Here is a 13,780-nt window from a genome sequence, read left to right as displayed (position 1 = left end):
TGCTAGACCACTCAAGTTATATTTTGCTGAAAAATAGGTCGAACGAATTCAATCCAAGCCTTAGCCGCATGTGAAACATACTGATCCTTTTTCCAAATGACCGCCAAATCCCAAGGGATGCTTGGTTGAATATCTTTAATGACTCTTAATCTTTTGTGATCCAGGTTTCCGCAGACCGTTTCCGGTAAAAAAGAAATGCCTTGATTCGCGGCAACCATCTCACAGATAAAATCCCATTGTGTGCTTTCATAGGTAATGTGGGGTTCAAATCCCTCGGTAATACAGGCTGAGCGAACACGGTCATATAAATTAAATTCTTGACGGAATAAGATGAATGGATCGTTTTTTAAATCCTTAAGGTAAACCTTGCGTTTACGCGACATGGGATGCTGAACAGGCAGTACTAAGCAAAGGTTTCGTTGGATTAGCGGGATTAGCTCAAATTGCTGCTCATTGACTGGCAGTACAACAATACCGAGATCAATCAAACCTTCCATAATGCTTTGTTCCACACGTTTACCGCCTTCTTCAATTAAGCTGATTTCAATTTCTGGATATTGTTTATGAAAAGATGCCAGCACATTTGGAAAAAAACTTGAGCCAATTACAGGAGGTAGACCTAATGTTAGCTTACCCTTCTTCAGCTTGGTCATATCGGAGACAGCGTTTGTGAGATTCTGAAAATCATTGCTGATGATCTGAGCATGCTCACGCACAATTCGTCCCTCTTCAGTGAGCTGAATGCGTCTAGTTGAGCGGTCAAAGAGAACTATGCCAAGCTCGTCCTCCAAGCCTTTAATCATTTTACTTAGGGAGGGCTGCGAGATGTGAAGTATTTGGCTGGCTTTAGAGAAATTATTCTGATTGGCAATCTCGAGAAAAGCCGTAAGCTGGCGGATATCCATGGTTAACCCCACTCCCTTTAACAAGACATTCACATTAATAGATTGCTATCTATGTATTTTAATTATAAATGAACGATTTGTACATTCTCACCAATGGAGGGGTTTAAATGTTTACTAATAAGGTTGTGCTAATCACGGGAGCTGCTCGAGGCATCGGATTTGAAATTGGCAAGCAGTTTGCTGAACAAGGTGCAGAAGTGATTTTAACAGATCGGGATGCCGATGCGGTTGAGAATGCGGCGGAGTCGTTAAGGAAACTGGGCTTCAAAGCAAGCGGGTTTAAGCTGGATGTAACTTCAGAAGAGCAAATAATCGCTGTAATTAAAGAAACAGAAAAAACCTTTGGCAGATTAGATATTCTGATTAACAATGCGGGGCTGCAATATGTCTCTTTTATCGAGGATTTTCCTACCGATGTTTTTGAAAAGATGATCCGGATCATGCTGACAGCGCCGTTTATGGCAATTAAACATGTGCTTCCATTGATGAAAAAGCAAGGAGGCGGTCGTATTATCAATATTGCATCTATGTATGGTGTGGTTGGATTTGCGGGTAAAGCAGCCTATAGCAGTGCTAAACATGGGGTTATTGGTCTGACGAAGGCCGCGGCTCTGGAAGCTGCTCCGTTTGGAATTACTGTGAATGCCCTATGTCCCGGATATGTGGATACGGCTTTATTGAGAGAGCAATTAGCTGAATTAGCAGTGATGCGCAATATCTCGAAGGATGCCGTATTAGAGGAAGTTCTCTACCCATTAATTCCACAGCGGCGATTGCTGGAGATAGGCGAGGTTGCGGCTTACGCCATGTATTTAGCTGGGGAACAAGCAAAAGGGATCACAGGGCAGGCTGTTGTGATTGATGGCGGATATACAGCTCAATAAGAAATTATAGTTTACCTGATTCAAACTTAATAAATCGGTTTATACTACTAATACCCCCCTTTTTTTATATAAATAAGGCTTACATCGATTAACGATGTAGGCCTTATTTTTTGTTGTAAAGCATGTTAATTACTGCAGCCACCATACTATCGGAATGAAGAAGATACTCGTGACAATACCGGATAAAGCCATTGCAAAAGCGCTATAGCTTCCCTCAATTTCAGAGCTATACATTAGTTTGGCCGTGCCAATACCATGTGCAGCAGTTCCAGTTGCAATGCCAATTATCCATGATTCTCGTAAGCCTAATCGTTGTAAAAAACTCCTGCCGAGCATGCTCCCAATTAAACCTGTAAGGACGGTGAGTACTGCGCTTAATTCGGGAATGCCGCCTACAAGCTTTGAGAGCTCAATGGCAATAGGTGAACTGACTGACTTAGGCAGCATGGTAAGTATAAGTGGTTTGGAGCCACCTAACAGCCAAATAAATGAACCAGCTGAGACGATACCCATTAAAGAGCCGACAACTACACCTGTTAAAATAGCAGAAAGCTGTTTCTTGATGAGATTTCGATATTTATATAAGGGTACACCAAGTGCAACCGTAGCAGGCCCTAGCAAGAAGGAAAGCCAATTACCGCCGATTTTGTAGGTTTCATAGGGGATATCAGTTGCTAGGAGAAATAGAACGATACTTAAAGAGCTAACAAATAACGGATGAATCCGCGGATATTTCTGTGATAACCGGATACCCAACGCATATGCGCCAACACTTAAGGTCACACCAAATAGCGGCTGATTTAATATTTCATAGTTCATGATGCTCTTCCCCTCCAATATCTTTCTTGGACAAACGAGAGGTTATCCATCCGGTTACAGCCAAAACGATAAATGTGCTGGCGAATAAACTGACTATTATTGAGAAAAAGTGAGCGCCTATATAAGGAAAAAAAGTCATCGTACCAACCAGAAAAGGAATAAAGAATAACATCATATGCTTAGTTAAGAATTGGGCTGAGCTTTCCACCCATTCCAGTTTAATCAGCTTTGCATAGAGTGCAGCTGTAAACAATATTAAGCCAATTACATTAGCTGGCAGAGGGAGCTGTGTTAATTCTTTTACCAGAACGCCTAGTAAATTGAAGACAAGTAAGATTGCAATGCCGAGCATAATTGGGAGCCTCCTCTAGATGATTGAACAAAATAGTCATTCTCATTATGAAGAAGCTCGAAGAAAAAGGGAAGAGTTTAGGCAAATAAAAGTGTATAATAATCTGAAACAGAGAGGAGTTGACTGGATGGTTATTGCTATATTAGTAGGGATTGTTGCTCTGGAGCATTTGTATATTATGTACTTGGAGATGTTCCTATGGACAAAGCCTAAGGGCCTTAAGAGCTTTGGAATGACTCAAGAGGCTGCAAATGCATCCAAATCACTAGCAGCAAATCAAGGGCTTTATAATGGCTTTCTAGCAGCAGGTTTAGTTTGGAGTTTATTATATCCGGTAGAAACAATAGGGCATGAAATTCAAATTTTCTTCCTGATTTGTGTGCTTGTCGCAGCTATCTATGGGGGACTTACAGCTAAACGCTCAATATTAGTTGTGCAAGGATTACCTGCTTTGATCACATTAATTGCAGTTCTGTTTCTAAATTAATACATACAATACCTAATTCTAGGTTCATTAAACTTTGCGTGGGGTATAATTAATAGGTATTACATTTAAGAAATGGATGTGAAAATACATGGCAGCGAACACAAGCATAATAATGCGTATTGAATTGGATAAAACGACGGGTTCTTTTGCCCAAATAGCTGGGATTATTGCACAAGCTGGCGGTGATATAGTTGCGGTTGACGTGATCCGTTCAGGTAAGAATTCGACTATTCGTGATATTACGGTGGATTTACAAGGGCTCAAAGCGACTGATATAAGCGATGCAGTCAAAGCCGCACCTGGTATCCAATTGATTAATGTATCGGATCCGACATTTCTCGCACATCTAGGCGGGAAAATCGAGGTAACTCCGAAAATGTCGATCAAAACCCGTGATGATCTTTCCAAGGTTTATACACCTGGGGTAGCCCGAGTTTGTATGGCAATTCACGAGAATCCTCAAAAGGCGTATTCATTGACTATCAAACGCAATACAGTCGCTGTAGTCTCGGACGGCACGGCAGTATTAGGTTTAGGGGATATCGGTCCTGAGGCAGCCATGCCTGTGATGGAAGGTAAAGCTATGTTATTCAAGCAGTTTGCTAATGTAGATGCATTTCCTATCTGTTTAGCAACTAAGGATACGGAGGAAATCATACGGACGATTAAGTTGATCTCACCTGCATTTGGCGGGATTAATCTCGAGGATATCTCTTCACCGCGTTGCTTCGAGATTGAAGCTAGACTGAAGCAAGAGCTCGATATTCCTGTTTTCCATGATGACCAACATGGTACTGCAATTGTGTTGCTGGCTGGATTAATCAATGCCCTTAAAATTGTTGAAAAATCATTTTCAGAAATAAAAGTGGTTATTATTGGTATTGGGGCTGCAGGCGTTTCGATTATTAAAATGCTGCAGACAGCAGGCGTGAAAAACATAATTGCGGTAGATCGCGAAGGTGCAATCTGCAGCACGAATACGTATACCAACCCTGTATGGACTTGGGTATCTGAGAATACAAACGCAGGGTCCGTTGAGGGAAGCTTGTCTGATGTAATAGAAGGGGCAGATGTGTTCATTGGTGTTTCGGGTAAGGATGTGCTGAAGGTGAGCGATATTAAGCTCATGGCTCAGGAGCCTATCGTATTCGCCATGGCAAATCCTGATCCGGAGATAGAGCCAGATCTAGCAGAACCATATGTAAGAGTGCTTGCTACAGGTAGAAGTGATTACCCGAATCAAATCAACAACGTGCTTTGCTTCCCGGGCATTTTTCGAGGGGCGCTTGATTGCCGAGCAAAGACGATTAATGAAGAAATGAAGCTAGCTGCAGCGCAAGCTATCGCATCTTCGGTAAATGACGAGGAATTGAATGAGCAATACATTATTCCTAGTGTATTCAATGATCAGGTTGTACCCCTAGTTCGTAAAGCAGTTATTGCTGCTGCAATCGAAACAGGTGTAGCAAGAAGAATACCACCGGAATTCCGCTGAATTATACATTATAAGGAGAGATTTTATTATGACAGTGCAAGTAGGCATTATAGGTACAGGGTGGTTTAGCAAGGTGCATGCCGAAATTTTGACTAATATGGAAGGTGTAAAGCTTCAGGCTGTTTGCGGAACTTCTCAGGAAAAAGCTGCAGCTCTTGCTGCCGAATTTAATATTCCGACTAGCTTTGATAATGTTAAAGACATGCTGGATGCTGGGAAATTGGATGCCGTATATATTCTAGTCCCACCTATGTCTCATGGAGATATGGAGCTTCAGCTGATAGAACGGGGTATCCCTTTTTTCATTGAAAAACCAATTGGCTTAGATGTTGCTACACCGAATCAAATTCTTAATGAAATTCGCAAAAAATCTTTGATCACCTCTGTAGGCTATCATTTCCGTTATACAGAACCTATTCAGCACATGCTGCAGCAATTGAAAGACCAAGAGATCGGAATGATTACTGGGCAATGGATGGGCAGTATGCCTCAGGTTGCTTGGTGGAGAGATCAAGCTAGATCCGGTGGCCAATTTATTGAACAAACCACACATTTGGTCGATGTATTGCGTTATTGCATAGGAGAAATTGACGAGGTTTATGCGGCTTTTGCTTCTAGGAGTATGCATAAACAATATGAAGGGGTAACCGTTGCAGATGTTGGAGCAGTGACGTTAAAGTTCAAAAACGGGGCTGTAGCCAATGTTTCGAATACCTGCATTCTTCCAGATGGCATAAACAAAGTAGGGCTAACCGTATTTACCCAAGCAGGTACGATGGATTGGGATATGGAAAGATTGGAAATTGTTGAAGTAAGTGGCAAGTCTGAAGTTAAGAAAACATTAGATGCTTATAAACTAGAAAATGAAGCCTTTATCCACGCAGTTAGAACAGGGGATACTAGCCGAATTCTATCCAATTACGAAGACGGACTAAAAACACAGCAGGTCACCTATGCTGCGCTTGAATCGGCAAATTCGGGATTGCCAGTTAAGCTTTAAAAGTCATATTGACCAACTTGCTTTAATGTGGTAAATTGGTTAAGCGTCAAAGTGAGTTGGTACATAGAAGCTAGCTGTTTTACTTAACCTTGGATACACCGAATTATTAGATAAATGCCACGACCTCCCTATGGGCGCCTATTCTACATTTCCTCTGCGAGGGCAAACGCAAAGGTTGGCTGCCTCTCCAAATGTAAGTGATCGGAACTGCTTATAAGGTTATGGATCCCGAGCGCGTGCCGATGAGCGTGAAAATCATCGGCAAAATACTTCTATAATTAGCGTAAGCTATTTAAGCAAACACCTTTCGAGGTGTTTTTACTTTTTATAGGCTTAAGAAACCTCGAGATACAGTTTAGTTCCATCATTGTAAATGAAGATAGCTACATCGTTTATTAGCTCAACAGACGATATTTTCTTTAGTTTTTTGCGGAAATCTAAATTTAATTCCATTTCAGTCAGCTTATTCTTCAGTTGATTTAGGTTTTGCGGAGTACTTAAAATATATAGCACGCGGATAGGTTTGTTTTTAAACGAGATTATTGACATTGCCATACCTTTCGCCTCCGTTCGATATTGTCATTATAATACATAAACTTTAGGAAACCATGAGCAGAATATTTGATTTATGTTAGTTTTCTTTCATAGTTTGCTAACATTTTGTAATTTCGATACAGGGAATGACAAAATTAGGTTTAAGCTTGGATTTTGCGTATAATATAGGATAATATCAAAACCTAATCGAATAAAAGAGGGCTGTCGCATATGGGAAATAAGAGTAGATATATAGCAGGTACTTCACTGGGAGTTATGTCCGTTGGATTTCTGGCAACATTGCCATTTGATAGCAGTAATGGCATGACACTTCTCCAAAATGGATTTGAAGCGGGATTAGTCGGCGGATTAGCGGATTGGTTTGCAGTTACTGCACTTTTTCGACATCCTCTAGGCATACCTATTCCTCATACGGCTTTATTGCCAAAAAATCGTGAAAAGGTTACCTTAGCTTTAATTTCAGTCATTGAAAAAGAATTATTAAACAAAGAAAGCATCATTGGGAAAATAAAACAAATTCAAATCAGTGAAAGCCTGCTGCTTTTTGCGGAAAATCAATTGTCACAGCCACATGTCCAAAAAGGAATCTTATCCTTTGCAGAGCAGCTAATCCAATCTTTCGATCCAAGTAAAATAACACCTTTTGTTGAACAGGAAATCCAAGCTTTTCTGAGGAATATCGATCTATCCCCATTGATTGGCAATGTTATGGATCAGATGCTTTCTAAAGCTTATGATGAAAAAGCGTTTGATTATTTGCTGGAGAAGGTTGAGTTCTGGGCGGCACAGCCAGAAACAAGGGATGGTATTGGGCGGATGGCTTTGGCGGCTTTAGGGCGTCTTGAGGTGAGTGGCTTGATGCAATTTGCTTTAAATGCTTTTATTGGATTCATGAATGAGGAAAAGCTCGGTACGATGATACAGAAATTGGTTATGTCTACCTTGTATGATTTGAGACAAAGTGACGATGAACGTCGAATTAAAATCATGGAAACCATTCGCGAAGAGCTGCAGAAATTAAAATCCAATAAGACTTTATTGAAAGAGCTCGAGGTCTGGAAGCAGCAATGGGTCAATCAATATGATTTTGCAGGAAGCTTGAATAAACTATTTGCTGGCTTGCAAGACAAGCTTGTTGAGGGAATTCGCAAGGAAGGCTTTGCTGAGATCTATATGCAGCCTTTTATTGCTGGTCTATTGGCTAAGCTTAAGTCAGATCATGAGCGCATTGAACAATTTGAGCACTGGATTCATTTGCAGGTAGCGCAATTGCTGGAGAAGCATCATTTGCAGATAGGCAAGCTTGTTCGCGATAATTTAGAAAAGCTAGATAATGCAACCTTAACGGAAATGCTGGAAGACAAAATCGGCCAGGATTTACAGTGGATTAGGGTTAATGGAGCTTTTTGCGGCTTTTTGATCGGCATTGTTCTGGGTGCAATTAAGCTTTGGATCTAATGATGTAGCTGTTTATCCTTGAGATGAGAAACATAGACAGACCTTCTTTCATACCTTAAAGAGGAAACTCGATTAGGGAAAGAAGGTTTTTTGTATGATGTTGAATCATCTCATGCAAGTCATACTCATTGGAATTGCTTCGAATCTAGACAATGCCGGCGTAGGCATAGCTTACGGAGTAAGGGGAATTCGTATTTCAAAAAGTGCTAATTTCATGATTGCGATGATTTCTTTGCTCATGACATTGCTGTCAGGAATTGTTGGAGCCTGGCTTTCGATGTATATTTCGACTTTTGTGAGTCATTTAATCGGTTCTATTATGATTGTAGCTGTCGGCATATATGTTTTATATCAACCCTTCCGGAGACGAAAAACAGTGGATGAGCTTACTAATCACAATCTAATTCAACGGATTCTGCAACAGCCGGAAGAAGCAGATTTGGATCAATCCAATACAATTAGCTTTAAAGAATCACTGATTCTTGGAAGTGCTTTAGGGATTAATGCTTTGGCTGGAGGGTTTGATGCGGGAGTTACTCATCTAGACGTATTAAGTACCTCTGTTGCAGTTGGTTTTTTTAGCTTCGCCGTATTGGGGTTAACCGATTTTGTCGGACGTAAATATATTGCTGTTAAATTTGATACGCTGGCTACTATTCTGTCAGGAGTTTTATTGATTCTAATAGGGCTATATCAAATTTAAAGGATTAACTTTTATTTTTCGACAAATTTATGCTATGATTATAGGCAGTATGAACCAAAAGGGGAAATTATTATGGCAACTTTAGAATATGATGTTCAGAACTGTCCCAATTGTGGGAATATATTCCGTAAAACGACTTGGCCGGTATGCCAGGATTGCAAGAATGAAATGGAAAACGAATTAAGCAAATGCACAGAGTTCATTCGTCGCAATCGTCAAACCACAATGTCACAATTAGTTGAGCAAACCGGTGTCTCGGAGATCAATATTACGAAATATATTCGCGATGGCAAAATAAATATTAGTGATGTTCCCAATTTATCTTATCCCTGTGATCTTTGTGAATCAAGCATTCGTAAAGGAAATTTATGTGTTAAATGCCGGATGAAAATCAACACAGATATTGATAAAATGAAGCGCAATGAACAAGAAGATCGTGAGAAATTGGCTAAAGAAAATCGTGCAAGCTTTATAATTCAAGACCGATTTAATAAGAAATAAGTTAATTTTACTTCTTCTGCTCTTGAAATTCTGCGTATTTTCTTTCTTGATTAGTCCATTTAACATTACCAATTAGAGATCCAATAATCGGAAAAACCAAGATGCGGATAAACACCCATGAGGCGTTTATTCTTTTTTCCGTTGACCATTCGAATAGTGTTAGTGCGGCAGCAAGTCCCAATCCAAAACCAATCGCCCAATAATACAAAACATATTTGCTTTTGCCGATTTTTCTTCTTGCTCCCCATTTTAAGCTTGTAGATTGCTCCATATGTGTATCCCCTTTGTCGATCTAATTATACTGATATTGTAGCTTGATTTTATTAGACAAAGCAACTTTGTATATAACACCTTCCATATGTTAAAATTAGGGTATTAGGGGGAGTTATTTTGGCAAAAATATTTTTATTTTTTTTACTTTGGCGTTTGACGGGGAATCCGATCCTGTCTGTATTGGTAATATTGGTTATTTTATATTTTATTGATCGTCGGTTTATCGGCTTGACTCCAAACTTAGCGCGTCCTTTCAAAAGAAATCGTAGACTGAAACAAATAAAGTTCGAGCTGTTAACACATCCCCATAATACTAGCGGTAAGCTGGAAGCAGCCTGGCTGCTGATCGAGAAAAAGAAATATACCGAAGCGTTGGTTTATCTGGAGGATGTTCATCGCATTCAAGATGATTCTGCTGAAGCAACATATGCAATTGGGCTTAGTTATCTAAAGCTCGGCAATTTAGAGCTGGGTGAGAAATGGGTACTGCAAAGCTTGAACATCAACCCGCGGGTTCGTTATGGGGAGCCTTATTTACGCTTAGGAGAAGCTCTAGTAGTATCTCAGCCTGCGAAAGCATTAGGTTATTTACAGCAATTTCGCGAGGTGCATTCTTCCTCCTGTGAGGCTTATTATCGTTTAGGTCAGGTATACGAGAGTATCGGACAAAAGGACGAAGCTCGGTTAACTTATAAAGAAACGTTAGTTATTTATCGAGGGCTGCCTAAATATAAAAGAAGATCTGAACGTCGATGGGCACTAATGGCTTGGTTGAAAAAAACGCAATCCTGAATATCAGAAAGTATAAAATCTTGACGCTTGACTTGGAGCGCGATACACTTGAGATATACGGTTAACGGGCAACTTGTTAATTGTTGCCCGTTACCAGTACAATTCGAATTTAATTGAAAAGAGCTGACATCATGGAATTAGAATATCCAATGCAGGCGTTAACACTTGTTTTTGTAATGGCACTGACTTTTATAGCATTAATCGCTTGGTCTAAGTATAAAAAGTGGAAAAGAAGGTAGTTGATTCAATGTATTACGTGGATCGTAAACAAATAGAGGATAGACTTGGTTTTGTTCCCTATATTGTTGAAGCGAGCGAAAGACTTTGCCAAACCTGGGATGCCTCTGACCCCTTACATGTCTTTGCACAGGAGCGGATCTTACATTTAGCTATTGAAGTTATTACGGATGTGGGTAGCTTACTAATAGATGGCTTTCTGATGCGTGATGCGAGCAGCTATGAAGATATTATTCAAGTACTCATAGTCGAAAAGGTTTTTTCAGCAGATTTAGAAGTGCCGCTTATAGAGTTGGTTAAGCTGCGTAAACCATTGGTGCAGGAATATATGCATTTGGATCGCTTAACTCTCCAAGCTATGACAACACGCTTATCTTCTCTACTCCGAATCTGGGAAGCTTCCGTACTCTTATTTATGAAACAAGAATTATAGACTGTGCGGGTTTTATAGAAGGAGGTGATTCTTTTGAGTATTGAAAACGATACTTCCACTAGGAAAGTTTTGTTGACCTTAATGAAGACAAAGGGGTCATTGAGTGTGAATGAAATGGCTAAAGAGCTGGGGATAACCGAAATGGCTATTCGTCGGCATCTTAATACATTGGAACGTGATGGCTTAATAGAAGCTAAGCTGATACGCCAAGCAATGGGACGACCCATGCACTTATATTCCTTGACCCTGCTTGCGGACGATTTATTCCCGAAAAACTATCATCAGCTAACTTTAGAATTACTGGGCGAATTGGAAACCGAGGAAAACTTTAATCCAGTTGGCCAGTTGTTCGAAGGCAGAAAGCAGAAGCTGCTTCAGAAATATAGCGGTCGGATGGAAGGTAAGAGTTTAGCTGGCCGTGTTGCGGAGCTAGCTGAAATCCAGAATAATAATGGTTATATGGCGAAGTGGGAAACCGCTGAAGAGGGGCACTATGTATTTACTGAATACAATTGTCCAATTGCTCAAGTAGCTAAACAATACAATGAAGCCTGTCATTGTGAGCTTTCTTTATTTCAGAATCTATTAGGTGCAGAGGTTGAACGTACAGAATGCTTGACTAAAGGCGGAAACAAATGTACTTATCATATAAAAGCATAAATTTTGGTATCTTTCTGTTTAACTTGTGTCAAAAGCGGGTAGTAGATACTATAATAAATTATTCATCTAGGCGCTTACCTAGTTCCAGTGGTAATGCATCCGAAACCAGTATCAGAATGAAGCTTTTGAAAGGAAGGCATGTGAATGGTAATAGAGATTAGTGTTGCAGTCATTGCAGTGGTATTCGTAGTACTCGTTGTGTATATGGTAAGTCTGATGAAGACCGCTAAGCAAACGATGCTGCAAGCCAATCAGTCGTTAGCACAAATGCAGCAGGATTTAGTAGCTGTGAGCAAAGAGGCAACAAATGTTATGCACGATGCAAACCTATTGATCAAAGATGTGCAAACCAAGATGCATGCATTCGATCCGTTACTTGCCTCTGTAAGCCAAACAGGTGAAGTACTTGCTCAATTAACAGGCTCAGCCAAACAAGTTTCTGCGGCGGTTTCACAGGTTACAGCAGGTGTACAGAACAAAGTATCGGATAACAAAAGCCGGATTTCTGATGTAGTAGAAATAGCAAAAGCTGGGTTCAAGCTATGGCAAAAGCTGCAAAGTGTTCGACAATCATATTCAAAAAATGAAAATACGAAGAAGGAGTGAAGTAGAATGGGTAACAATGTAGACGGTAAGGATTTTATTATAGGAGCGGTTGTAGGGGGATTACTAGGAGCAATGGCAGCTTTATTATTGGCTCCTAAATCAGGTCGTGAGCTTCGCCAAGATCTTACGGAGCAATATGGCACCATTAGTGAAAAGACGCAGCAAATCGCTAGTACAGTAAGTGAAAAGACACAGCAAATCGCTAGCACGGTTGGTGAGAAGACGGCAAGCATCGCAAAATCAGCAACTACACATACAAATGAATGGGTTGATAAAGCTAAGGATGTTGCTGGTACTGTTATTGACGAGGTTAAAATTTGGAGTGAAAAACGCAAGCAAGCCGGAGAGAATGCTGAATCTTCGGATGAGGTTGTAGCCGAAAGCGAACAAGAAGCCAAATAATAGCAGCATAAAAAAGGACTTTCGTTCCCGCATAAACTGCGGTGAGCGAAGGTCCTTTTACTTTACCATGTAGAAGCGTCAATTTTGTTAGGATCTAGACCTTCCCAAGGGTTTCGGATATAAACAGAATCTGGATTATCAAACACTAGCCAAGCTGTAGGTAAGAATCTCTCGCCCCACTTGCTTGAAGGCCGATTAATAATTTCATTATCTTTAACCAATACGGATGAAGCTCCACCGTCCAAATTAGCAGCAATAACAGCGTCATGTTCAAGCAATACCTGTTGAACATCATAGAGTGAAGCACCTATACTATAACCTGGCTGTCTGCCATCAATAACGATGAACATGATACTGCCGTCTCTTTTTTGAGCCATGCAGGTACGAGGTGCAATTCCCCAGCCATCGGATTGACCCTTAATTTGGCCAACACCGTTTACAATAAAACGAGGGGCAAAGGAAGCGGCTTCCATGACATGCATATTCAATAACTCAGTTGGTGAATATTTGCCTGCAATCATTTGTCCGGATTGATCAATGCCCATGACATGTAAGGATGTATTCATCCCTACGTCTTTATACAATATTTTACCTCCCGAAATGACAATTCCCTCAGGCTGGAAGCCATTGCCTTCCCAATTGGGATCGATAAAGCCCCCTCCATTAACGCCAGCAATTGCTCCTGTTCGTTGAACCATGGTAGAAACCTTTTCGCCTTTTTTTGTTGATTCTGTAACTGCAAGCCTTACCTTTTTGGGGTCGGAAATGGTTAACAAGTACCCCTTAAAGCCTGTTCCACTAATAGGTTCAATCTCAACTAAGTCTTTCTGGATGGGGATAATTTCTGGGATAATTGCCTTTTCAGTAATAGGTTTTTCAGCATATTCATCAAACCGCTGTGAGTAGGCATCTACTCGTTCCTGCAGCTCACCAGATCCAATTAAATATTTGGCCCAAGCTCTATGCTGCGTTGAGATAATGGTATCTGCAATAACATCTCTTTTCTGTGTACCAGAGGGAGTGAAGAAAAACCAGATGAGGAATATGATAGCCAGCAATACAGCTGTTAAAAAAGCATAACCAAGGAGTTTCCAGATTAATTTAGGTTTTTTACGGTTTTTTTTATTATGGCGAGTTAACAACTCAGATGATAAATTAATTTCAGGAAGACTCATATATAATTCCCTTCATAATAATAGAATGAATGATTTAATAATA

Annotated in this window: 18 protein-coding genes; 12 read left to right on the top strand and 6 right to left on the bottom strand. The window is 40.3% G+C overall.

What is annotated here, in order from left to right; genetic code table 11:
• Positions 1-11: 11 nt before the first annotated feature.
• Positions 12-905 (bottom strand): LysR family transcriptional regulator, encoded by an 894-nt coding sequence (locus EHS13_RS22825; protein ID WP_155702602.1) that lies wholly within the window; start codon positions 903-905, stop codon positions 12-14.
• A gap of 107 nt (positions 906-1,012) precedes the next feature.
• Here EHS13_RS22825 and EHS13_RS22820 point away from each other — a divergent pair, with 107 nt between their 5' ends.
• Positions 1,013-1,789 (top strand): 3-hydroxybutyrate dehydrogenase, encoded by a 777-nt coding sequence (locus EHS13_RS22820; protein ID WP_155702601.1) that lies wholly within the window; start codon positions 1,013-1,015, stop codon positions 1,787-1,789.
• Positions 1,790-1,918: 129 nt separating this feature from the next.
• On the opposite strand, the gene EHS13_RS22815 is transcribed toward EHS13_RS22820, so the two are convergent.
• Positions 1,919-2,608, bottom strand: coding sequence for an LrgB family protein (locus tag EHS13_RS22815; RefSeq protein WP_155702600.1), 690 nt, complete (start codon positions 2,606-2,608; stop codon positions 1,919-1,921).
• Complete coding sequence (locus EHS13_RS22810; RefSeq protein ID WP_155702599.1) at positions 2,598-2,960, bottom strand: CidA/LrgA family protein; 363 nt, start codon at positions 2,958-2,960, stop codon at positions 2,598-2,600. Before EHS13_RS22810 ends, EHS13_RS22815 begins: the two co-directional genes overlap by 11 nt.
• 127 nt (positions 2,961-3,087) lie before the next feature.
• Here EHS13_RS22810 and EHS13_RS22805 point away from each other — a divergent pair, with 127 nt between their 5' ends.
• From EHS13_RS22805 to EHS13_RS22795, 3 genes are all read left to right on the top strand, one after another.
• Positions 3,088-3,447, top strand: coding sequence for a DUF1304 domain-containing protein (locus EHS13_RS22805; RefSeq protein ID WP_155702598.1), 360 nt, complete (start codon positions 3,088-3,090; stop codon positions 3,445-3,447).
• Between the two features lie 88 nt (positions 3,448-3,535).
• Positions 3,536-4,942, top strand: a complete 1,407-nt coding sequence (locus EHS13_RS22800) for an NAD-dependent malic enzyme (RefSeq protein WP_155702597.1) — start codon at positions 3,536-3,538, stop codon at positions 4,940-4,942.
• Between the two features lie 28 nt (positions 4,943-4,970).
• Positions 4,971-5,942, top strand: coding sequence for a Gfo/Idh/MocA family protein (locus EHS13_RS22795; protein WP_155702596.1), 972 nt, complete (start codon positions 4,971-4,973; stop codon positions 5,940-5,942).
• Between the two features lie 333 nt (positions 5,943-6,275).
• Here the strand turns inward: EHS13_RS22795 and EHS13_RS22790 are convergent, their stop codons facing one another.
• On the bottom strand, positions 6,276-6,497 hold the full coding sequence (locus tag EHS13_RS22790; RefSeq protein ID WP_227013482.1) for a hypothetical protein: 222 nt from the start codon (positions 6,495-6,497) through the stop codon (positions 6,276-6,278).
• 210 nt (positions 6,498-6,707) lie between these two features.
• Between EHS13_RS22790 and EHS13_RS22785 the strand changes: the two genes are divergently transcribed.
• The 3 genes from EHS13_RS22785 to EHS13_RS22775 all read left to right on the top strand — a co-directional run bounded on the left by EHS13_RS22785 (position 6,708) and on the right by EHS13_RS22775 (position 9,159).
• Positions 6,708-7,955 carry a DUF445 domain-containing protein gene (locus EHS13_RS22785; protein ID WP_155702595.1) on the top strand — a complete coding sequence of 416 codons (1,248 nt, stop codon included), beginning with the start codon at positions 6,708-6,710 and terminating at the stop codon, positions 7,953-7,955.
• A gap of 94 nt (positions 7,956-8,049) precedes the next feature.
• Positions 8,050-8,658 carry a sporulation membrane protein YtaF gene (ytaF, locus tag EHS13_RS22780; protein ID WP_155702594.1) on the top strand — a complete coding sequence of 203 codons (609 nt, stop codon included), beginning with the start codon at positions 8,050-8,052 and terminating at the stop codon, positions 8,656-8,658.
• Between the two features lie 72 nt (positions 8,659-8,730).
• The gene (locus tag EHS13_RS22775; protein WP_155702593.1) at positions 8,731-9,159 is read left to right on the top strand and encodes a hypothetical protein; all 429 of its coding nucleotides are present in this window, start codon (positions 8,731-8,733) and stop codon (positions 9,157-9,159) included.
• 7 nt (positions 9,160-9,166) lie between these two features.
• Here the strand turns inward: EHS13_RS22775 and EHS13_RS22770 are convergent, their stop codons facing one another.
• Positions 9,167-9,430 (bottom strand): hypothetical protein, encoded by a 264-nt coding sequence (locus tag EHS13_RS22770; RefSeq protein ID WP_155702592.1) that lies wholly within the window; start codon positions 9,428-9,430, stop codon positions 9,167-9,169.
• A 119-nt stretch (positions 9,431-9,549) separates the two neighbouring features.
• Between EHS13_RS22770 and EHS13_RS22765 the strand changes: the two genes are divergently transcribed.
• The 5 genes from EHS13_RS22765 to EHS13_RS22745 all read left to right on the top strand — a co-directional run bounded on the left by EHS13_RS22765 (position 9,550) and on the right by EHS13_RS22745 (position 12,562).
• Positions 9,550-10,224, top strand: a complete 675-nt coding sequence (locus EHS13_RS22765) for a tetratricopeptide repeat protein (protein ID WP_155702591.1) — start codon at positions 9,550-9,552, stop codon at positions 10,222-10,224.
• A gap of 247 nt (positions 10,225-10,471) precedes the next feature.
• Entirely contained in the window at positions 10,472-10,894 is a 423-nt protein-coding gene (locus EHS13_RS22760) for a DUF86 domain-containing protein (RefSeq protein ID WP_155702590.1), read from the top strand.
• 33 nt (positions 10,895-10,927) lie between these two features.
• Complete coding sequence (locus EHS13_RS22755; protein ID WP_155702589.1) at positions 10,928-11,554, top strand: helix-turn-helix transcriptional regulator; 627 nt, start codon at positions 10,928-10,930, stop codon at positions 11,552-11,554.
• Between the two features lie 144 nt (positions 11,555-11,698).
• Positions 11,699-12,160 carry a DUF948 domain-containing protein gene (locus tag EHS13_RS22750; RefSeq protein ID WP_155702588.1) on the top strand — a complete coding sequence of 154 codons (462 nt, stop codon included), beginning with the start codon at positions 11,699-11,701 and terminating at the stop codon, positions 12,158-12,160.
• A gap of 6 nt (positions 12,161-12,166) precedes the next feature.
• Positions 12,167-12,562 (top strand): YtxH domain-containing protein, encoded by a 396-nt coding sequence (locus tag EHS13_RS22745; RefSeq protein ID WP_155702587.1) that lies wholly within the window; start codon positions 12,167-12,169, stop codon positions 12,560-12,562.
• A gap of 62 nt (positions 12,563-12,624) precedes the next feature.
• On the opposite strand, the gene EHS13_RS22740 is transcribed toward EHS13_RS22745, so the two are convergent.
• Positions 12,625-13,737 carry a phosphodiester glycosidase family protein gene (locus EHS13_RS22740; RefSeq protein WP_155702586.1) on the bottom strand — a complete coding sequence of 371 codons (1,113 nt, stop codon included), beginning with the start codon at positions 13,735-13,737 and terminating at the stop codon, positions 12,625-12,627.
• Between the last annotated feature and the right edge of the window lie 43 nt (positions 13,738-13,780).

The sequence above is a fragment of the Paenibacillus psychroresistens genome, assembly GCF_009728935.1.
GTDB lineage: Bacteria > Bacillota > Bacilli > Paenibacillales > NBRC-103111 > Paenibacillus_AC > Paenibacillus_AC psychroresistens.
This window is presented reverse-complemented; position numbering and strand designations above follow the sequence as displayed.

Excerpts from the sequence above, each read along its gene's own strand:
- EHS13_RS22820 (WP_155702601.1), top strand. The coding sequence starts at position 1,013 with ATGTTTACTAATAAGGTTGTGCTAATCACGGGAGCTGCTCGAGGCATC.
- EHS13_RS22745 (WP_155702587.1), top strand. The coding sequence starts at position 12,167 with ATGGGTAACAATGTAGACGGTAAGGATTTTATTATAGGAGCGGTTGTA.
- EHS13_RS22815 (WP_155702600.1), bottom strand. The coding sequence starts at position 2,608 with ATGAACTATGAAATATTAAATCAGCCGCTATTTGGTGTGACCTTAAGT.
- EHS13_RS22785 (WP_155702595.1), top strand. The coding sequence starts at position 6,708 with ATGGGAAATAAGAGTAGATATATAGCAGGTACTTCACTGGGAGTTATG.
- EHS13_RS22825 (WP_155702602.1), bottom strand. The coding sequence starts at position 905 with ATGGATATCCGCCAGCTTACGGCTTTTCTCGAGATTGCCAATCAGAAT.
- EHS13_RS22750 (WP_155702588.1), top strand. The coding sequence starts at position 11,699 with ATGGTAATAGAGATTAGTGTTGCAGTCATTGCAGTGGTATTCGTAGTA.
- EHS13_RS22740 (WP_155702586.1), bottom strand. The coding sequence starts at position 13,737 with ATGAGTCTTCCTGAAATTAATTTATCATCTGAGTTGTTAACTCGCCAT.
- EHS13_RS22810 (WP_155702599.1), bottom strand. The coding sequence starts at position 2,960 with ATGCTCGGCATTGCAATCTTACTTGTCTTCAATTTACTAGGCGTTCTG.
- EHS13_RS22795 (WP_155702596.1), top strand. The coding sequence starts at position 4,971 with ATGACAGTGCAAGTAGGCATTATAGGTACAGGGTGGTTTAGCAAGGTG.
- EHS13_RS22790 (WP_227013482.1), bottom strand. The coding sequence starts at position 6,497 with ATGGCAATGTCAATAATCTCGTTTAAAAACAAACCTATCCGCGTGCTA.
- EHS13_RS22800 (WP_155702597.1), top strand. The coding sequence starts at position 3,536 with ATGGCAGCGAACACAAGCATAATAATGCGTATTGAATTGGATAAAACG.
- EHS13_RS22775 (WP_155702593.1), top strand. The coding sequence starts at position 8,731 with ATGGCAACTTTAGAATATGATGTTCAGAACTGTCCCAATTGTGGGAAT.
- EHS13_RS22760 (WP_155702590.1), top strand. The coding sequence starts at position 10,472 with ATGTATTACGTGGATCGTAAACAAATAGAGGATAGACTTGGTTTTGTT.
- ytaF (WP_155702594.1), top strand. The coding sequence starts at position 8,050 with ATGATGTTGAATCATCTCATGCAAGTCATACTCATTGGAATTGCTTCG.
- EHS13_RS22805 (WP_155702598.1), top strand. The coding sequence starts at position 3,088 with ATGGTTATTGCTATATTAGTAGGGATTGTTGCTCTGGAGCATTTGTAT.
- EHS13_RS22770 (WP_155702592.1), bottom strand. The coding sequence starts at position 9,430 with ATGGAGCAATCTACAAGCTTAAAATGGGGAGCAAGAAGAAAAATCGGC.